The 17,275-nt window shown below is 73.0% G+C and carries 15 protein-coding genes and 1 other annotated feature; of the genes, 9 read left to right on the forward strand and 6 right to left on the reverse strand.

Features of this window, described 5'->3' with window-relative positions:
• Positions 1-35: 35 nt before the first annotated feature.
• From HD601_RS23690 to HD601_RS23700, 3 genes are read right to left on the reverse strand one after another with little or no spacing between them, the layout of a single operon-like run.
• Complete coding sequence (locus HD601_RS23690) at positions 36-428, reverse strand: nuclear transport factor 2 family protein (RefSeq protein WP_184826057.1); 393 nt, start codon at positions 426-428, stop codon at positions 36-38.
• The gene (locus tag HD601_RS23695) at positions 425-1,324 is read right to left on the reverse strand and encodes a nucleotidyl transferase AbiEii/AbiGii toxin family protein (RefSeq protein WP_184826059.1); all 900 of its coding nucleotides are present in this window, start codon (positions 1,322-1,324) and stop codon (positions 425-427) included. Before HD601_RS23695 ends, HD601_RS23690 begins: the two co-directional genes overlap by 4 nt.
• The gene (locus HD601_RS23700; RefSeq protein ID WP_184826060.1) at positions 1,321-1,923 is read right to left on the reverse strand and encodes a type IV toxin-antitoxin system AbiEi family antitoxin domain-containing protein; all 603 of its coding nucleotides are present in this window, start codon (positions 1,921-1,923) and stop codon (positions 1,321-1,323) included. Before HD601_RS23700 ends, HD601_RS23695 begins: the two co-directional genes overlap by 4 nt.
• A gap of 116 nt (positions 1,924-2,039) precedes the next feature.
• Here HD601_RS23700 and HD601_RS23705 point away from each other — a divergent pair, with 116 nt between their 5' ends.
• From HD601_RS23705 to HD601_RS23725, 5 genes are read left to right on the forward strand one after another with little or no spacing between them, the layout of a single operon-like run.
• Positions 2,040-2,417 carry a hypothetical protein gene (locus HD601_RS23705; protein ID WP_184826062.1) on the forward strand — a complete coding sequence of 126 codons (378 nt, stop codon included), beginning with the start codon at positions 2,040-2,042 and terminating at the stop codon, positions 2,415-2,417.
• 26 nt (positions 2,418-2,443) lie between these two features.
• Positions 2,444-3,580 carry a hypothetical protein gene (locus HD601_RS23710; RefSeq protein WP_184826064.1) on the forward strand — a complete coding sequence of 379 codons (1,137 nt, stop codon included), beginning with the start codon at positions 2,444-2,446 and terminating at the stop codon, positions 3,578-3,580.
• Positions 3,564-6,539: a P-loop domain-containing protein gene (locus HD601_RS23715; RefSeq protein ID WP_184826067.1), complete on the forward strand. Its 2,976-nt coding sequence runs from the start codon at positions 3,564-3,566 to the stop codon at positions 6,537-6,539. The genes HD601_RS23710 and HD601_RS23715 overlap by 17 nt, the downstream gene beginning before the upstream one ends.
• Complete coding sequence (locus HD601_RS23720; protein ID WP_184826068.1) at positions 6,536-7,657, forward strand: trypsin-like peptidase domain-containing protein; 1,122 nt, start codon at positions 6,536-6,538, stop codon at positions 7,655-7,657. Before HD601_RS23715 ends, HD601_RS23720 begins: the two co-directional genes overlap by 4 nt.
• A gap of 30 nt (positions 7,658-7,687) precedes the next feature.
• The gene (locus tag HD601_RS23725) at positions 7,688-8,779 is read left to right on the forward strand and encodes a trypsin-like serine peptidase (RefSeq protein ID WP_184826069.1); all 1,092 of its coding nucleotides are present in this window, start codon (positions 7,688-7,690) and stop codon (positions 8,777-8,779) included.
• Positions 8,780-8,802: 23 nt separating this feature from the next.
• Here the strand turns inward: HD601_RS23725 and HD601_RS23730 are convergent, their stop codons facing one another.
• Entirely contained in the window at positions 8,803-9,504 is a 702-nt protein-coding gene (locus HD601_RS23730; protein WP_184826071.1) for a M15 family metallopeptidase, read from the reverse strand.
• Positions 9,505-9,591: 87 nt separating this feature from the next.
• On the opposite strand from HD601_RS23730, the gene HD601_RS23735 reads away from it, so the two are divergent.
• Entirely contained in the window at positions 9,592-10,275 is a 684-nt protein-coding gene (locus HD601_RS23735; protein WP_184826073.1) for a response regulator, read from the forward strand.
• On the forward strand, positions 10,268-11,353 hold the full coding sequence (locus tag HD601_RS23740; RefSeq protein WP_184826075.1) for a sensor histidine kinase: 1,086 nt from the start codon (positions 10,268-10,270) through the stop codon (positions 11,351-11,353). The genes HD601_RS23735 and HD601_RS23740 overlap by 8 nt, the downstream gene beginning before the upstream one ends.
• Before the next feature lie 85 nt (positions 11,354-11,438).
• On the opposite strand, the gene HD601_RS23745 is transcribed toward HD601_RS23740, so the two are convergent.
• A complete protein-coding gene (locus HD601_RS23745) occupies positions 11,439-12,491 on the reverse strand; it encodes an IS110 family RNA-guided transposase (protein WP_184822322.1) in 1,053 nt (350 codons plus the stop codon).
• Between the two features lie 107 nt (positions 12,492-12,598).
• Here HD601_RS23745 and HD601_RS23750 point away from each other — a divergent pair.
• Positions 12,599-13,842 (forward strand): IS3 family transposase gene (locus HD601_RS23750; protein WP_184819234.1). Its coding sequence is split into 2 segments (ribosomal slippage): positions 12,599-12,887 and positions 12,887-13,842, totalling 1,245 coding nucleotides; the frame shifts between segments, so codons are not numbered across the junction.
• Positions 12,886-13,014 (forward strand) — a sequence feature (AL1L pseudoknot). (Overlaps the previous gene by 129 nt.)
• A gap of 372 nt (positions 13,843-14,214) precedes the next feature.
• Here the strand turns inward: HD601_RS23750 and HD601_RS23755 are convergent.
• Positions 14,215-15,903 carry a S8 family peptidase gene (locus HD601_RS23755; RefSeq protein ID WP_184826077.1) on the reverse strand — a complete coding sequence of 563 codons (1,689 nt, stop codon included), beginning with the start codon at positions 15,901-15,903 and terminating at the stop codon, positions 14,215-14,217.
• Positions 15,904-16,072: 169 nt separating this feature from the next.
• Between HD601_RS23755 and HD601_RS23760 the strand changes: the two genes are divergently transcribed.
• Complete coding sequence (locus HD601_RS23760) at positions 16,073-17,272, forward strand: S8 family peptidase (RefSeq protein ID WP_184826079.1); 1,200 nt, start codon at positions 16,073-16,075, stop codon at positions 17,270-17,272.
• Positions 17,273-17,275: the final 3 nt, after the last annotated feature.

A 17,275-nucleotide genomic window follows, 5' to 3' on the forward strand; every position in this document is an offset into this window, starting at 1 on the left:
GCACCCTGACATGGCACTGCGTTCCATGTACAGGCTCAGCGGCCCCAGTGCGCGGACGGTTCGCGCCGGCCGCCGCCGGCGTGCCAGTACTCGCGCAGCTCGCTGCAGCGGCCGTCGTCGGCGAAGCGGAGCAGGAACGACCCTGCGAGCGTGACGTCGCTGCCGGCGTTGGTCAGCGTCGTCCACCACTCGACGGCGACCCGGTTGCCGACGACGAGCGGCGTGCCGTAGCGGACCTCGATGTCGCTCTGCGTCGCGGTGGCCTCGGACCAGTAGCCGGCGATGCCGTCGTGGCCGGCGAACGGCTCGGCGTACGGCTCCTCCTGGTAGGTGGCGTCCTCGGTGAACAGCGCCGCGGCCGCCGCCGGGTCGCGCCGCACCCACGCCTCGCGGTAGCCCTCGAGCCACCCCTCGATGGACATCGTCATCGTCGCCTCCCGTTGCCGTCGGCCCACTGCCCGAGATCGGGGCACCATTCCCCGGATCGGAGGCGTCCGTCCAAGATCGGGTCGAGCATCACGCACACGATGTCATGTCCGCGATCGATGTCGCCATCGAGGCCGACGGCGTCGGCGAGCCGTCGATACGGCGCCTGCCATTGCTCGGGCGGAGATGGCATACGCGGTGGCGGCCGGTGTAGGGCCCGCCCGGAGAACACCGTGTTCACGCCGTGTCGAAGAGCGCCACCGTCGAGGGTGAACCACTGCGCGATCAGGACGAGAGCGACGAGATCCTTCACACGGCTGCTCACCCGGCCGCCCTCGTAGCTGCGGGTGTACGCGTGCAGCTTCTCGGCCACCTGACCTTCAAGCGAGATGGCCGGCACGGCCACAGGCGCGATGCCGGCGAAACCGAGGAGATCCGGGGTCATCACGACGTCGCTGCCGACGTCGTCGAGGCCGGCGCCGACATCGACGACGAAGGTCTCGAACGGGCGGCCCGCGAGGTCCGCCGAGACCCGGAACCGGACGGTTCCGCCGAACCGCTCCGGCGAGTCGTCCGTCCGCTCCACGGCGAAGTTGAAGTAGTCGCCCAGATCGTGAGTGGCCGCCTCGATCAACACGTCGAGGAGTTCCTCCGCATCGACCATCCAGGCGAGGTCGATGTCCTTGGTGGACCGTGCCCGATCGTCGAGGCGGAGGTCCAGTGCGAATCCGCCCTTGAGCACCCACTGCTCCGGCGCCACCGCCACGAGCCTTGCGAGCATACGATCGAAGACGATCCGCTTGCGGTCGCGGGCGAGGCGCGCACCGTCGCCGTCCGCTCCCGTCTTCAGGCGATCCTCCAGCGCGCGGCGGAAGGCGGGCGAGGTCGCATACCTCACGACGCCTCCCGAGCCATCGCGTCGGCCACGAAGGAGCGCACCTGGCTCGAACGGTGTTCGGCAGCCGCCCTGAGCCGACGTCGCGTGGCGATCCCCCTGCGGAGCGCCGCCGTGATCGCCTGTTCCACCTGGTCGGGCTGTCCCCCGTCGTCGAGGGTGTCGACGATGCTTCGCTCCGGGCTGGTCGCGGTCACTCCAGCCACCATGCGGACCTCACCGGCACCGAAGGGCTGGGTCTGGGTGTGGATCCGCACCCCCGGGCGCGGCCGCTGGCCCCGTTTGGCCCGCGGTACCGACACGTGCACCGCATCGGGAATCAGGTCGGACAGCTCGTACAGCTCCAGCGCACTGGCGTGCGACACGACAGCCTCCGCCCCCTGCAGCGGAAGCCAAGCCGCCACGATGTGCTCGGTCGGGCTCGTCGGGAAGTGCCTGAGCCGATACAGGCCGCGCCGCGCCCGCGCATACCGACCGCCCGGCCTGGCGTGGTAGCGCAGGGTGCTCGGGTCCATACCGGCCTCGGCCGCCTGAGCCACCGTGAAGTAGCCTGCCTGCGCCTCCGCCTGCTGATAGATCCGGTCGTGATCGATGTCCGACATAACGAGGATTCTATCCTCGCAACGTCGGACACCCCAGCGTGAGTAAGGGTAGCCGAGGGGTTACCAGGAACGATCTCCGGGTTCACAATGGGGATGAGATCGTTCTGGGGGGCGCCATGGGCGCGTACGAAGACGTGCGCCGCGACGTGTGGCAGCGGTATCAGGAAGTGACGCACGACGGCGCGGGAGGGCACGAGGAGGGCCTGAGTCAGGTCCTCCCCGGGGTCGAGGTGTCGGCCAGTCAGCCGGCCTGGCTGGGTCCGCGGTGGCGGGTCGTGTTGTTCGTGTTCTCGCTGCTCACGTGCGCGACGGCGCTCGCGTTGACCTGGTGGGCGGTGGCGCGGGCCGACGACGGCAACGGCGCGGCCGGGTGGGCGGTCGGGCTGGGCGGGGTCATCGCCGTCGTCGCGCTGGTGGTCGCGTACCTGACCGTCGGCGGGTTCGGCGAGGCGTCGTTCGCGATCAGCAGCGGCGACAGAGAGCAGCGTCGGTAAGAAGGGCATCAAGGGGGCGGTCCACGATGCCACTGGACCAACACGAGTGGGACCTGGTCTGTCAGCTCGTCCTCGACGACCTCGTGGGCACCGACAACCCGTTCCAGACGCTCAAGACCTACTTCCCCGAGGATATCGGGAACTGGCACGTCACCAACGTGGCCAGCGACAACGCGCGCATGATCGTCAACCTGGCGAGAGGCTCCTCCCCCGCCGACGACGAGCCGCTGTCGATCCGGCTGCTCGGCGTGCTGGCGCGGCTGCCGACGATCCAGGTGGCGAAGCCGGCGGAACTGGCCAAGCTGACGGAGTACCTCGAGCGGCTGCGCGGCGAGAAGGAGGCGCTGGACAAGATCGACCCGTACCAGGCGCGCGTGCTGCCGGGGTCGGGCCAGGTGTTCATCGACCGGCTGCCGGTACGGGGCTCGCTGCGGCGCATGGTCGTGCCGGAGCCGGGCCGGCCGCAGCCGATCGTGCTGCGGGTCATCGGCGACCGCGACGTCGGCAAGTCCTACACGTACCAGCTCATCCAGCACCTGGCCGCGCCCTGCGGATTCGCCTACGCCCGCGTCGTGCTCGACCGGTCCAGCACGGCGTCGGACGTCATGCGCGAGCTGCAGCTGCAGATCGCCCGCGAGAGCCTGCCGGACGACGCGATCGCCGACCCGATCAAGCGGCTGCGGTACTGGGCGCTGTGGGTCGCGCAGCAGGCACAGCTGACGCCGGAGCAGTGGTGGTGGTTCGTCTTCGACCAGTGCGACGAGCTGGACCCGGGCTCCGACGCCGTCGAGCTGATCGCGCAGCTCTCGTCCGTCGTCGCGGAGATGTCGCTGGCCGGGGGCGTGCGCCGGCCGCGGCTGCTGCTGCTCGGCTACGGCGACAACCTCGCGGACCTGCCGCTCCCCCCGAAGCAGGTGGTCTGGGACACCGTCAGCCCGGCCGGTGAGCAGGACCTGCGCGACTTCTTCACCGTCGTCCTGCGCGAGGCGCACGAACGCCTGCAGAACGGCGGCGGCGTCGACGAGGCCCGGCTCGCCGAGCACGTCGACGTCGCCGTCCGCGAGGTGCTCGCGGCGGCCGACGCGAGCCGGCAGCAGGGGGCCGGCTACATGCGCGCGATCGCCACCGCCGCCGAGGGGGTGCTCGATGTCTACGCCGGCTGACTGGTCCGCGGACGACCTCACCGCCCGGCTGCGCGACCGGCTGCGTGCCCCCGAGCCGGCGCAGCCCGAGGTGGCGCCCGAGCGGCAGCAGCTCCGGCAGGCGGCCGCGCTGCTGACCAGCTTCGACCCGCGGACCCTGCAGACGGCGGACGCGACGGCGGCGACGGAGGCGACGACGGGGTTCCAGCTCGTCGACGACTGCACGGCCCGGGCCGGCCGGGCGCGGACGGCGTGGACGCTGCGCCCCGACGTCCGGTCGACGGCGTTGCGCTCGTTCGCGGGGCCCGACGACGCCCGGCGCGCGCTGGAGGCCAACATCGCCGCGGCGCCCGACCACGCCGCGGAACGACTGGCGCTCGGCTATCTTCGCGGCGAGCCGCCGGAGCTGGCGAACCTCGACGTCGAGTCGCTGATCCACGCCCGCGAGGCGGTCTCGTGGCTCGCCCTCGTCCCCGGCGTGACGGGCCTGCCGGACGAGGCGGAGATCGAGCGGCTCCTCGACCACCGGCGGCTGGTCGAGCCGCTGCACTCGCTGCTGCGGCACGGGTTCGCGGGCCGGGCGCGCGAGCTCGACGTCCTCCGCCGGCACGTGGGGCTGCTGCCGGGCCGGCGCTGGCGGGCACGCATGGGCGATGCGGGGCACGCGGTGAACGGCTGGCTCGGCCGTACGAACGGCGAGCTGCCGCTCGTCGTCACCGGGCCCGGCGGCATCGGCAAGAGCACGCTCATGGCCCGCTTCCTCCTCGACCACGTCGACCGGCCCGGACGGCGGATCCCCTGGGTCCACGTCGACTTCGAGAGCGCGACGCTGCGCATCCAGGAGCCGGTCAGCCTGGTCGCCGAGATGGCCCGGCAGCTGGCCGCGCAGTACCCGGACGAGGCGCACGCCCTCGAAGAGCTCCGCTCGGCCGCCCGGGCGCAGTCCCGGCTGCAGCGCCAGCAGTTCGAGGAGCTGGACGAGCTCGAGGACTACGCGACCACCCGCGCGAGCCTCGGCCGCGAGGCCAAGTACCGCTACCACACGCAGAGCCGCGACGAGGACGCGCAGGCCGCGCACACCCTCGGCCGGACGCTGCGGCGCGCGGTCGCCCGGCAGGCGGCCGACCCGCAACAGGCCGGCGACGAGCCGCCGCTCATCGTCGCCCTCGACTCGTTCGAGGAGGCGCAGTACCGGGCCTCGCCGATCCTCGACCGCATGTGGGCGATGTTCACCGCGCTGCGCGACGCCTACCCGCAGACCCGCGCGGTCGTGGCCGGCCGGGCGCCCATCGGCCACCCCGCTGCACCCGCCGGCGAGGTCCCGACGCTCACGCTCGGCGACCTCGACGAGGAGGCGGCGGTGCACCTGCTCTGGACCCTCGGCGTCACGCAGCCGGTGGCCCGTGCGCTGGTCGAGCGCATCGGCGGCAACCCGCTGAGCCTTCAGCTCGCCGCCGACGTGGCCGTGCGCATGCAGCGGGCGGGCGACGACGGCGACTGGGTGCGCGACGTGCCGGCCCGGCGCCGACGGCTGTTCGGCGCCGTCGACGACATGCTCATCCAGGGCGTGCTCTACTACCGGCTGCTCAACCACATCACCAACCCCGACGTCCGCCGTCTCGCCCATCCGGGCCTGGTCCTGCGCCGGATCACCCCCGCGCTCATCGAACAGGTGCTGGCCCCGGTCTGCGGGGTCGACGTGTCGCGGCCCGGCCGGGCGGACGAGCTGTTCGAGGAGCTCGCCCGCGAGCTCGACCTCGTCGACCGCGTCGCGCCGGACGTGCTGCGCCACCGCGCCGATGTGCGACGGGTGATGCTGCGGCTGGTCGCCGAGGACCGCGCCGACGCCAGCCGCGAGGTCGAGCGCCGCGCCGTCGCGTTCTACGCGGCGTCCGCGACGCCGGAGGACCGGGCCGAGGAGGTCTACCACCGGCTCCGGCTCGGCCAGGGCGCCCATACGATCCAGGTCCGCTGGCTGCCGGAGCTGTCGCCGCTGCTCGACGGGGTCGCGGACGAGCTGCCGCCGCGCAGCGCCAAGCTGCTGGCCCGGCTGCAGCGCAGCATGCCCGCCGAGCCGGCCGCCCCCGACGACCAGGCGGAGTGGGAGCACCGCACGGCGGAGGAGGCCGAGAACCTGCTCGCCCAGGGCTACGCCGCCGAGGCGCTGACGCTGCTCGCCGCCCGCCGGCCGTGGACCACCGGCAGCCCGTTGCACGCCGTCCGCGCCGAGGCCCTGCTGCGCACCGGCGACGTCGCCGCGGCCCGGCAGGTGGTGGCGGACGCGCTGGCCGAGCCCGGCATCGAGCAGAACGGCGACGCCTATCTCGAGCTGCTGCTGCTCTCGGCCCGGATCGCGTCCGAGTCCGGCGACGTGGAGGGGGCCGACGACGACCTCGCGCTCGCCGAGGCCACGGCGACCCGGATGGGCCGCGACCTCGACGCTCTCGGCGCGCTGCTGCAGCGGACCCGGCTCCCCGGGGCGGCCGCAGCGGAGGACCACGACCAGCACGACCTCGTGACCGAGCTCGCCCACCGCGTCGAGGAGATGCCCGCGGAGGTCCTGGCCGGGCAGGTGTCGCTGCTGCGGGCGGTCGCGGCGGCGGTGGGCGAGACGGTCCCCGCGGTGCTCGCGCGGGCGCTCGACCTGGTCGGGCTGCCCGAGCACAACCCGCCGGCCCGGACGGCGCTCGCGCGGGCCATCGCCGACGCGGCGCACGAGCAGCCCGCCGTCGCCGAGGTCGTCTATCGCGTCGCGGACCCGCTGGCCGACCGGTCGCGGGAGCCGGAGGCCGGCGACGTCGAGAAGCTCCTCCACGACGCCGAGCGGAGCGGCCGGCTCGACGAGCTCGCCCGCGAGCTGCTCACCGTCCGCGACGACAGCGGCTCGCTGCGGGCCGGGATCGCCGCCGCGATGTCCGCCGACCTCCCGCCCGCCGTGCGCAAGCCGCCCGACCGGCCACCGGGCGTGAGGTCACCATGAGCGAGTACCTGCCACCGGCCGAGGTCGACGCCGTCCGCGACGCGGCGCTCGCGGCCTACCCCGACCCCCAGTGGCGGGCGGTGCTGTTCCAGGGCGTCCTGCCGCTCTACGTGTCCACGCTGCCGCAGCTGCCGATCCCGGCGCTGCAGATCGCGTCGGACCTCATGCGGATGAACGGCGTCGAACGGCTGGTGGACGGACGGGTCCCGCTCCAGCTCTGGCTGCACAACGCCGCCCGCAACACCGCCGAGGCCGGGCTGCGCGAGGTCTTCGAGCGCGCCCGCGACCAGGTCGCCCGCGCCGCCGCCGGCGAGCCGGAGCTGCCCGCCGCCACCGAGGCCGAGCTGCCCGAGGAGATCGTCTTCGGCGACGACACCGTGCCATTCGGGTTCCTCGCGGGCGGGACGGCGGCCGGGCGCGCCGTGGGGCGCCTCGTCGTCCCGCCGTACCAGGACGGCGCCCCGCGCACCGACCCCGGAGGCGGGACCGCCCACCCGCACGCCGGGACCGCCTGGCTGATCGCGCCAGACCTCGTCATCACCAACCACCACGTCCTCAACGCGCGGTCGGCCCTCGACGGCCCGGCGCCGCGCGCATCCGACGCCGACCTCGCGCTGCAGGCCGCGCACGCCGTCGTCCTCTTCGACTTCGACGACGACGGCGCGGCGGGCGTCGAGGCGGCCTGCGGCGGCATCGTCGCGTGGTCGCCGGAGCTGGACTACGCCGTCGCGCGGCTGGCCGCCGATCCCGGGCGCACGCCCATCCCGATCCGCGCCGACCCGCTGAAGGCCGAGCTGGCCGAGAACGTCGCCGTCAACGTCATCCAGCACCCCGAGGGCAAGGCGAAACGCATCGGGCTGCGCAACAACGTCGTGTACGACACCACCGACACCGACGTCCGCTACTTCACCGACACCCAGCGCGGCTCGTCCGGCTCGCCGGTGCTGACCGACGGCTGGACGGCGTGCGCCCTGCACCGCGGCGCCCGCCGGGTCGACGTCAAGTTCCAGGGCAAGCCCAGCTCGTACGTCAACGTCGGCACGCAGCTGTCCGCCGTCGCCGGCGACCTCGAGCAGCGCTTCCCCGCGGTGTGGGACGAGATACCGCACGGGCGGTAGGCGCCCGCGCACGAGACGAGGGGGACGGTCATGGCACCCAGATCGCCCGTGGCCACCGATGTCGACCGGGTCTTCGCCGACCTGGGTGACGTGGCCGAGCGCGCTCGCCGGCGCGCGGAGTCGGAGCTGGAGCTCCCGGAGTCCACCGACGAGCTGCCGGGTGACGACGGCGTCCGCTCGGCCTCCGCCGGGGTGGCGCAGGCCGCCCGCGCGGCCCGGGGCGAGGCACTGCTCGACGGCGCCCGCGGCCTGGAGAAGCTGGCCGAGGACCCGGCCGCGGAACTGACGCCCGCCGAGGAGTTCGGCCTGGAGGCGATCGTGCTCCTCGAGGGCCGGCCCGCGCTGCTGGTGCAGGGCGGCGACTTCGGGACGCCGCCGGCGGAGTGGACCGTGCTCGACGCGCAGCGGGCCGCCATCCGCGACTCCATCGCCCGGGTCGGCCGGATCGAGGTCACCGGGCATCCCGACTTCGACTGGGTCGGCACCGGGTTCCTCGTCGGCCCCGACCTGGTGATGACGAACCGGCACGTCGCGCTCGAGTTCGCCCGCGGGACCGCCGGCGCGTGGACGTTCATCGGCGGCCGCGCGTCCTCCGTCGACCTCGTCCGCGAGGCCGGCAGCGCGGCCCGGCTGGAGTTCACCGTCACCGAGGTCGTCGGCATCCACGACGCCGACGACGTCGACCTCGCGCTGCTGCGGGTCGAGCCGCGCGGCGACGGGACGCTGCCGTCGCCGCTGCGCATCGCCGCCGTCGCCCCCGACGAGGTCGTCGGCCGCCAGGTCTACGTCGTCGGCTACCCCGCCTGGGACGGCCGGCGCAACGAGCCGGAGCCGATGCGGCGGATCTTCATGGACCTCTACAACGTGAAACGGCTGCAGCCCGGCCGGACCACCGTCACCGACGATCCCGCCGTCGTCCTGCGCCACGACTGCTCGACGCTGGGCGGGAACAGCGGATCACCCGTGTTCGACCTGGCTACTCACCGCGTGCTGGGCCTGCACTTCGGCGGCCGCTACGGCGTCGGCAACTTCGCCGTGCCCGCCTGGCGGCTGGTGGACGACCCGCTGACCGCCGGCGCCGGCCTCAACTTCGACGACGCCCTCGTGAGCGACCAGCGGTAGGAGGTTCCGGCGGGCTGCCCACGTCACTGCATGCGCGGGTCCTGGGTGGGGTCGTCGTAGCGGTCCGGGCAGCCGTCGTCGGCGGCGTCGGGGCGCAACTCGTAGTGCCAGGGCTCGTTGTCGTAGATCTGGCACAGTCCGTAGTCGGCGCCGTGGCGGGACAGCCAGTCCATGGCGTCCGTCGGCCCGATGTCGACGGCGTCGCCCGAGACGTGCAGCGACGTGTCCGGGGTGGAGACCCAGCGGGCGGCCTCCTCCTCCGAGCCGTGCTCGGCGACGGCCTCCTGCAGCAGGTGCTCCTGGTACGCCGCAGACCGCCAGCCGCTGTTGACGACCATGCGCACGCCGTCGTCCTCGGCGTCGGACGCCGCCTCGCGCAGGGCGTCGAGCAGGTCGGGGTCGAGGTTCGCCACGGCCGGGAGTTCGTCGTCGAAGACCGAGGCGTCGTCGGGGACGGCGCCGTCCGCCTCGCCGAGGGGGCCGGAGCGCTCGCGCGGGCGCTCCGGCGGAGGCGGCGCGTCCGGCGGGGGCGCCACATCCGACGAGGACGCACCGGTCGACGACGGCGTCAGGGGCGAGAACGGCGCCGCGGCCGAGGAGGACGACGACTCCAGCGACTGGTGGACGACGACACCGACGATCGTGGCGACGACGGCGGCGAGGCCGGTCAGGAGGGTCGGGACGACGCGGCGCCTCGCCTTGCGTGCGGACTTCCTGGAAGGCATGCCCCGAGTCAAGAGAAGGCGGTGTTGTCAGCGCGTATCCGGTTTTCGATATGCCGGCGATATGCGCGGGCTCGTAGCATCGAGAGCGTGCGTGTGCTGGTCGTCGAGGACGAGCCCTATATGGCAGAGGCGATCCGCGACGGGTTGCGCCTCGAGGCGATCGCCGCCGACGTCGCCGGTGACGGCCACACGGCGCTGGAGCTGCTGAGCGTCAACGCCTACGACATCGCCGTCCTCGACCGCGACATCCCGGGCCCGTCGGGCGACGAGGTCGCCGCGAGCATCGTCGCCTCCGGCAGCGGCATGCCGATCCTCATGCTCACCGCCGCGGGCCGGCTCGACGACAAGGCCTCCGGGTTCGAGCTCGGCGCCGACGACTACCTCACCAAGCCCTTCCACCTGCAGGAGCTCGTGCTCCGGCTCCGGGCGCTGGACCGCCGGCGGGCGCACAACCGGCCGCCGGTGCGCGAGATCGCCGGCCTGCGGCTGGACCCGTTCCGCCGCGAGGTCTACCGCGACGGCCGCTACGTCGCGCTGACCCGCAAGCAGTTCGCCGTCCTCGAGGTCCTCGTCGCGGCCGACGGCGGCGTCGTCAGCGCCGAGGAGCTGCTGGAACGCGCCTGGGACGAGAACGCCGACCCGTTCACCAACGCCGTGCGCATCACCGTCTCGGCGCTGCGCAAGCGGCTCGGCGAACCCTGGCTGATCGCGACCGTCGCCGGCGTCGGCTACCGCATCGACGCCGCGCCGGACGGAGGCGAGCATGACTAGGGCGCCGGGGCCGAGCGTCCGGCTCAAGCTCACCCTCAGCTACGCCGGGTTCCTCATGGTCGCGGGCGCCCTGCTGCTCGCCGCCGTGTGGGTGTTCCTGCTGCGCTACGTGCCCGAGCGCGACGTCGTCATGGGACCCCGCGGGTTCATCCCCAACCGCGGCGACCTGCAGCGCGCCTTCACCCCGGCGGCGACCGGCGTCATGGCGTTCCTGCTGCTCTTCGGCCTGCTGGGCGGCTGGTTCCTCGCCGGGCGCATGCTCGCGCCGCTGGACCGCATCACGGCCGCCACTCGCAAGGCCACGCTCGGGTCGCTCTCGCACCGGATCCGGCTGCCGGGCCGCCGCGACGAGTTCCGCGAGCTCGCCGACAGCTTCGACGCCATGCTCGAGCGGCTCGAGGCGCACGTCGACGAGCAGCGGAGGTTCGCCGCCAACGCCTCCCACGAGCTGCGCACCCCGCTGGCGGTCACGCAGATCCTCCTCGACGTCGCCCGCAACGATCCGGACCGCGACGTCGGCGAGCTCGTCGACCGCCTGCGCTCCGTCAACACCCGGGCGATCGACCTCACCGAGGCGCTGCTGCTGCTCAGCCTGACCGAGCAGCGCTCCTTCACCCGCGAACCCGTCGACCTGTCGCTGCTGGCGGAGGAGGCCACCGAGTCGCTGCTGCCTCTTGCGGAGAAGCGCGGCGTCACCATCGAGACCTCCGGCGACGTCGCGCCGACGGTCGGCTCCCCCGCCCTGCTGCTGCAGCTGACGACGAACCTGCTGCACAACGCCATCGTCCACAACCTCCCCGACCACGGCACCGTGCAGGTCAGCACCGCCGTCGGGCCCGAGTCGGTCGAGCTCACGGTCGAGAACACCGGCGAGCGGCTGTCCCCGCAGCTGGTCTCGACCCTCACCGAGCCGTTCCAGCGCGGCACCGAGCGCATCCGCGGCGACCACGGGGGCGTCGGGCTCGGCCTGGCGATCGTCAAGAGCATCGCCGAGGCGCACGACGGCACGCTCACCGTCGTCCGCCGCCCGGCCGGCGGGATCCGCGTGACGGCGCAGCTCCCCGCCCCTACCGGCTAGACATCCCAGTCCCGCCGGCCGGTCTCCATGATCATCAAGGATCGACCACACCATAGGGGGTCGAATCCTTGATGACGCTTCTATGTCAAGCTGCTGATGGTTGGCAGGTCGTGGGTGGGATGTCGTGGCGGAGTGCGCGGTGGATGACGTTGGTGAGGTGGCGTTTGAGCACTCGTATCGCGCCGCGTTTGCCCTTCGTGTCCTGGTGTTTGGCGATCAATGCTTGAGCCGGGCGGTGGCTTCGGGCTTGGGTTCTGGCGATGGTGTGGAGGGCTCTGTTCAGGCGTCGGTTGCCGCCGCGGTCCAGGCGGTGTCGTTCGGTGTCGGAGCTCCAGACCGGGATCGGGGCGGTGCCGGCCAGGCGGGCCAGCGCGGCGCCGTTGCGGATGCGGGTGGGGTCGCCGAGCTCGGCCAGGATGGTTGCTGCCACGACGGGCCCGACGCCGGGGATGGCGAGCAGGTTCGGGCAGACGCGGCGGGTGTGTTCGCCTAGTTCGCGGGTGAGTTCGTTGATGTCGCTGGTGAGGGTCTCGAGGCGGTGGCAGTTGGCCAGCAGTACTCGCCGCAGCGGGGTGTCGGGGAACTCCTCGAGCCGGGCGGCCAGCTCGCGGGGCGCCTTGAGGGTGGTCAGCGTCGTCGGTTCCAGGCCCGGGGCGAGTTGGTGCAGCCGCCAGCGCATGGTGTTGATCAGCCGGGTCCGTTCGCCGACCAGCTGGTCGCGGTGCTCGACCAGCGGCGCCAGCTGTGCGCCGGGGTCGTCGACACGGTGGGTGGCCAGGTAGCGGGCGTTGTCCGGGTTCAGTGCGGCCTTGGCGACGGCGAGCGCGTCGAGCGGGTCGGACTTGCCCCGCGGGCCGGTGTGGTGGCGTTCGGCGACCATCAACCGGACCGGCACCCACACCACCACCTGCCCGGCCGCAACCAGCGCCGACGCCAGGCGCCGCGCCAGGGCGCGGCCGTCCTCGATCGCCCACGTCACCGCCCGGCCGGCGGCGCGCCGCCCGGCCCAGGCCAGCAGTTTCGCGACCGAAGACGGATCATCGTCGACGGTCAGCGGCGTCCCGACCCGCCGGCCCGCTTCGTCGATGATCACCGCGGTGTGGGTCTGCTTGTGCGGGTCGATCCCCACTGTCACCATGAGGTGTCCGTTTCTGCTCGCAAGCCTGTGACGGGCAACGTGTCGCGAGGACCCGGACTGAACCGCCCCGGGGTGTCCGGAGACTTCATTAGTTGGAGGATGAGGTCATGGCACGTCCCTCGAAGTACCCGCGGGAGTTGCGTGAGCGGGCGGTCCGGATGGTTGGCGAGGCTGTGGAGCGGGGTGACTACCCGAGTGAGTTCGAAGCGATCCGCACCATCGCGGGCAAGCTCGGGATCGGCTCGGCGGAGACGCTGCGTCAGTGGGTGCGCCGGACCGAGATCGACGGCGGTGCTAGGCCGGGCAGGACCACGCAGGAGCTGGCGGAGATCCGGGAGCTCAAGCGCGAGGTGGCCGAGCTGCGCCGGGCGAACGAGATCCTCAAGAGCGCGTCGGCTTTCTTCGCGGCGGAGCTCGACCGCCCACACCGGTGATCATCGACTACATCAGCGAGCACAAGGACCGGTTCGGGGTCGAGCCGATCTGCCGCGTGCTGTCCGAGCACGGCGTCCAGATCGCCCCGTCCACCTACTACGACAACCTGCGCCGGGGGCCGTCGAAGCGGGCGCTGCGCGACACGCAGATCGTCGAACTGATCGCCGCGGCGCGTGAGCAGCGGTTCATCGCCCGCTTCGGTGCGCGCAAGATGTGGCTGCACCTGCGCCGGGCCGGTCACGACGTGGCCCGGTGCACGATCGAGCGGCTGATGACAGCAAACGGCTGGCACGGGGCCCTGCGCGGCAGCCGTGTGCGCACCACGATCGGCGACCCGCGCGACGCGCGGGCGGCTGATCTGGTCGATCGGGACTTCACCGCGACCTGCCCGAACCAGCTGTGGGTGGCCGACTTCACCTACGTGGCGACCTGGACCGGCACCGTCTACGTGGCGTTCGTCTTCGACGTGTTCTCCCGGATGATCGTCGGCTGGCGCGCCGCCACCAGCATGAGCACACAACTCGTGCTCGACACCCTCGAGCACGCCATCTGGTCACGCCGCCAAGCCGGCATCACCGACCTGACCGGGCTGGTCCACCACACCGACGCCGGCTCCCAGTACACCTCGTTCGCGTTCACCACCCGGCTGCTCCAAGCCGGCGTCGACGCATCGGTGGGTTCGGTCGGTGACGCCTACGACAACGCCCTGGCCGAGTCCCAGATCGGTGCCTACAAGACCGAACTGATCCGCCCCGACGGGCCCTGGCGCGACCTCGAACACGTCGAGATCGAAACCCTGAACTGGGTTCACTGGTTCAACCACGAACGGACCCACGAGTCCATCGACGACCTCACACCAGCCGAGGTCGAAGCCGCCCACTACGCTGCACGAAACCGTCTCACCCCAACCGGGTAGAGACACGATCCCAAGTGTCCGGAAACCCCGGGGCGGTTCAGACCGGGTGGACATACCTCTCTTGGGGCCGTGAACCCCAGGCTTCTATCAAGTCACTCCCGGCCGGGCCCTCGCCCCCTTGTGAGCACCATGGACAGGTCAACACCAAGCCACCGGCCACCAGCCGGGACAGATCATGGATGAGTCACCCAGCGCCCACACCGGCACACCGCCCCGTCGAGCAGCACCCCGGCACAACCGATCCTGACAGAGAGATCATGGAGAAGGTCGGCTCCAGAGGCACACAAGAGCCGACCTTCTCCATGATCAACAGTGAGCGGCCGGCGGAACTGGACCACAACGAGACCAATGGCCAGAACCACACGCGAACAGCTAGGGACCGGCCGAGGTGCGCAGCGCCCGCGACGCCGTCCGGGCCAGCAGCCGCCGTGCCTCGGCGCCGGGCCGAGCCGGCAGCTCGACGTCGCCGATGGGGGTCGTGAGGCCGGCCCGCAGCGCGTCGTCCTCGCCCAGCCGGTAGACCAGCTCGCTGACGGTCACCGGCGGCAGGTCGTCGACGGCGTCCGGTGCGGTGCCGAGCAGCTCACCGACGCGCGAGCGCACCTCGTCGCGGCCGAGCCCGGACAGGACGGCGCTCAGCCGGCTCACCGGGTCGGCGGCCTCGGGCGCCGCCGGGATCTCCGGCAGCACGAGGTCGGCCGCGTCGGGCAGCGGCGCCGCGAGCAGGGCGGCGGCATCGACGATGCCGACCCCGTACAGCTCGTCCCAGCCGTGCTCCGTCCAGCCGGGCGGCTCGCGGTGGCCGTGCGTGCGCACCAGCTGCAGGAACGCCGCATGCACGTGCGCCCGGCCGACCTTCGCGACGATGCGGTCGTGGCCGTGGTGGGCGATCCAGAGCGCGGCCACCCCGGCCAGGGTCGCGACCGCGAACGACGTGCCGTGGTGACGGCGTTCGCCGAAGACCGGCGGGTTCGTTCGCGAGTCGACGGATGCCACCCAGACGCTCTCGCCGGGCGCCGACACGTCGACGGCCGGCCCGCGCGACGACCCGGACCACGGCTCGCTGTCGGCGTTGGTCGCGCCGACGGCGATGCACTCCGGGTACGAGGCGGGAGCGACGACGATGCCGACCTTGTTGCCCGCCGCGGCCATGACGATCACGCCGTCGTCGATCGCCGCCCGGATGGCCGACCGCAGGCCGAAGAACCCGCGCCCGCCCAGCGACATCGTGATGACCTTGCAGCCGCGCCGGTGCGCCTCGTGGACGGCGCGCGCGACGTCGCCGTCGAGCACCTGGACGACGCTCTTGACGGTGCGGATCGGCACGATCGTCACCCGGGGCGCGACGCCGAGCAGGACGCCGTCGCCGCGACAGCCGATGACGCTCGCGGTGTGGGTGCCGTGGCCGGGCGAGTCCAGCGGCATGTACCAGCGCCGGCGCAGCGGGTCGCGCGCGTCGTCGTCGCCGTCGACGACGTCGTAGTCGAGGTCGAACGACCACGCGCCGGCCACCTCCGGATGGTCGGTGTAACCGGTGTCGACGGAGCCGACGAGCACACCCGCGCCCCGGGCGGAGCCGCCGAGGTGCGGGAGCAGCGCCCACGCCGCCCCGGCCCGGACCGCGTCGACCACCCAGTGCACGTCGTCGGAGCCGGCCAGGTGGACGCCGCGGGTGTCGCCGAGCGACTCCTCTCCGACGGCGTCGTCGACGTCGTCGGCGTCCTCGCGGTGATCGGGCTCGGCGCCGAAGGCCGACGACGGCAGGTCCGGCTCGACGTCGGCGTCCAGCTCGCGCGCCAGCCGGGCAGCGAGGTCGTAGGCGACCCGGGTCTCGTCGTACGCCGGGCCCGCCTGGACCGCCCCGCTGACCACCCAGTACCGGCGCAGCTCCGGGTCCGGCGTGCCGGGGAACAGCGGCTCGACCGCCCACGGCCGGTCGTGCTCGTCGACCGCGCCGAGCACGCGGTCGACCTCGCGCCGCAGCCGGGCGGGGCGGTCGTCGCCCCCTCGCGGCCGGACCAGGAGCCGCACCGCTGCCACCGTCGGATCGCGTCCTTGCATGTCGCTCACCCCCAGCGATCACGTGTCTCGATCATGGCAGACAAACCGGACGCTGAGGGGTTGTCAGCGGGTGCGGCAGCGAGTAGTGCAGAGGGGTAGACACTGCTGCGGCCGGCTTCGGGGACGGTCAGCGCGGCCGGCGCGGCGCCGACCGAGGGGGGCACTGGCGATGGAGCACACGTACACGATCCTGCGCGACATGAGCCGCGCGACCAGCCGCGAGCCGTTCGGCGGCGGCGGCTTCGAACTCGAGGGCATGGAGATGCCGGGCGAGCCCCGCATCGACGTGCTGCCGCTCGACAAGGGCGACGTCCGCGACGTCGCGCGCGACCCCGAGGTCCGCGCCGTCGCCCCCGTCATGCCGACCACGCTGATCGGGCCGGTCTCCGACGGCGACACCGGGATGCCCGCCGCGACGCCCGCGGCCGCCGGCCCGACGTGGGGTGTGACCGCGGTCGGCGCCGACACGTCGACGCGCACCGGCGCCGGCGTCACCGTCTCCATCCTCGACACCGGCATCGACGCCACCCATCCCGCCTTCCAGGGCGTGACGATCACCGAGCGGGACTTCACCGGCTCCGGCAACGGCGACAAGCAGGGCCACGGCACGCACGTCGCCGGGACGGTGTTCGGCCGCGACGTCAACGGCGTCCGCATCGGTGTCGCCCCCGGCGTGACGACGGCGCTGATCGGCAAGGTCCTCGGCGACGACGGCAGCGGCAGCTCCGACATGCTCTTCCAGGGCATCCAGTGGGCCGACCAGAACGGCGCCAAGATCATCTCGATGTCGCTCGGGTTCGACTTCCCCGGGCTGGTCAAGCGCCTGGTCGACCAGGGCTGGCCGGTCGAGCTGGCCACGTCGGCCGCGCTGGAGGCGTACCGGGCGAACCTGCGGATGTTCGACGCGCTCATGCAGCTGCTGCAGAGCCGCGCCGCCTTCTCCGGTGGCACCTTGGTCGTCGCGGCAGCGGGCAACGAGAGCGAGCGCGGCGTCGACCCCGACTTCGAGATCGGCGTCTCGCTGCCCGCGGCGGCCGAGGGCGTGGTCTCCGTCGGCGCCCTCGCCGAGTCGGCCGCCGGGCTCTCCGTCGCGCCGTTCTCGAACACGTTCCCGCAGATCAGCGCGCCGGGCGTCGCCATCGAGTCCGCCCGCGCCGGTGGCGGGCTGCGCAGCTTGAACGGCACCTCCATGGCCACGCCGCACGTGGCCGGCGTGGCGGCGCTGTGGTGGGAGGAGGTCACGGCCTCGCCGCTGCCCGCGGTCGCCACGACAGTGCTGTCGCGGCTGCTGGCCAACGCGGACGTGACGGCGCTGGCCGCGAACGTCGACGTCGCCGACCGGGGCGTCGGGCTGAGCAAGGCGCCCTGAGCC

The sequence above is a fragment of the Jiangella mangrovi genome (assembly GCF_014204975.1).
In the GTDB taxonomy this organism is placed as follows: Bacteria; Actinomycetota; Actinomycetes; order Jiangellales; family Jiangellaceae; genus Jiangella; species Jiangella mangrovi.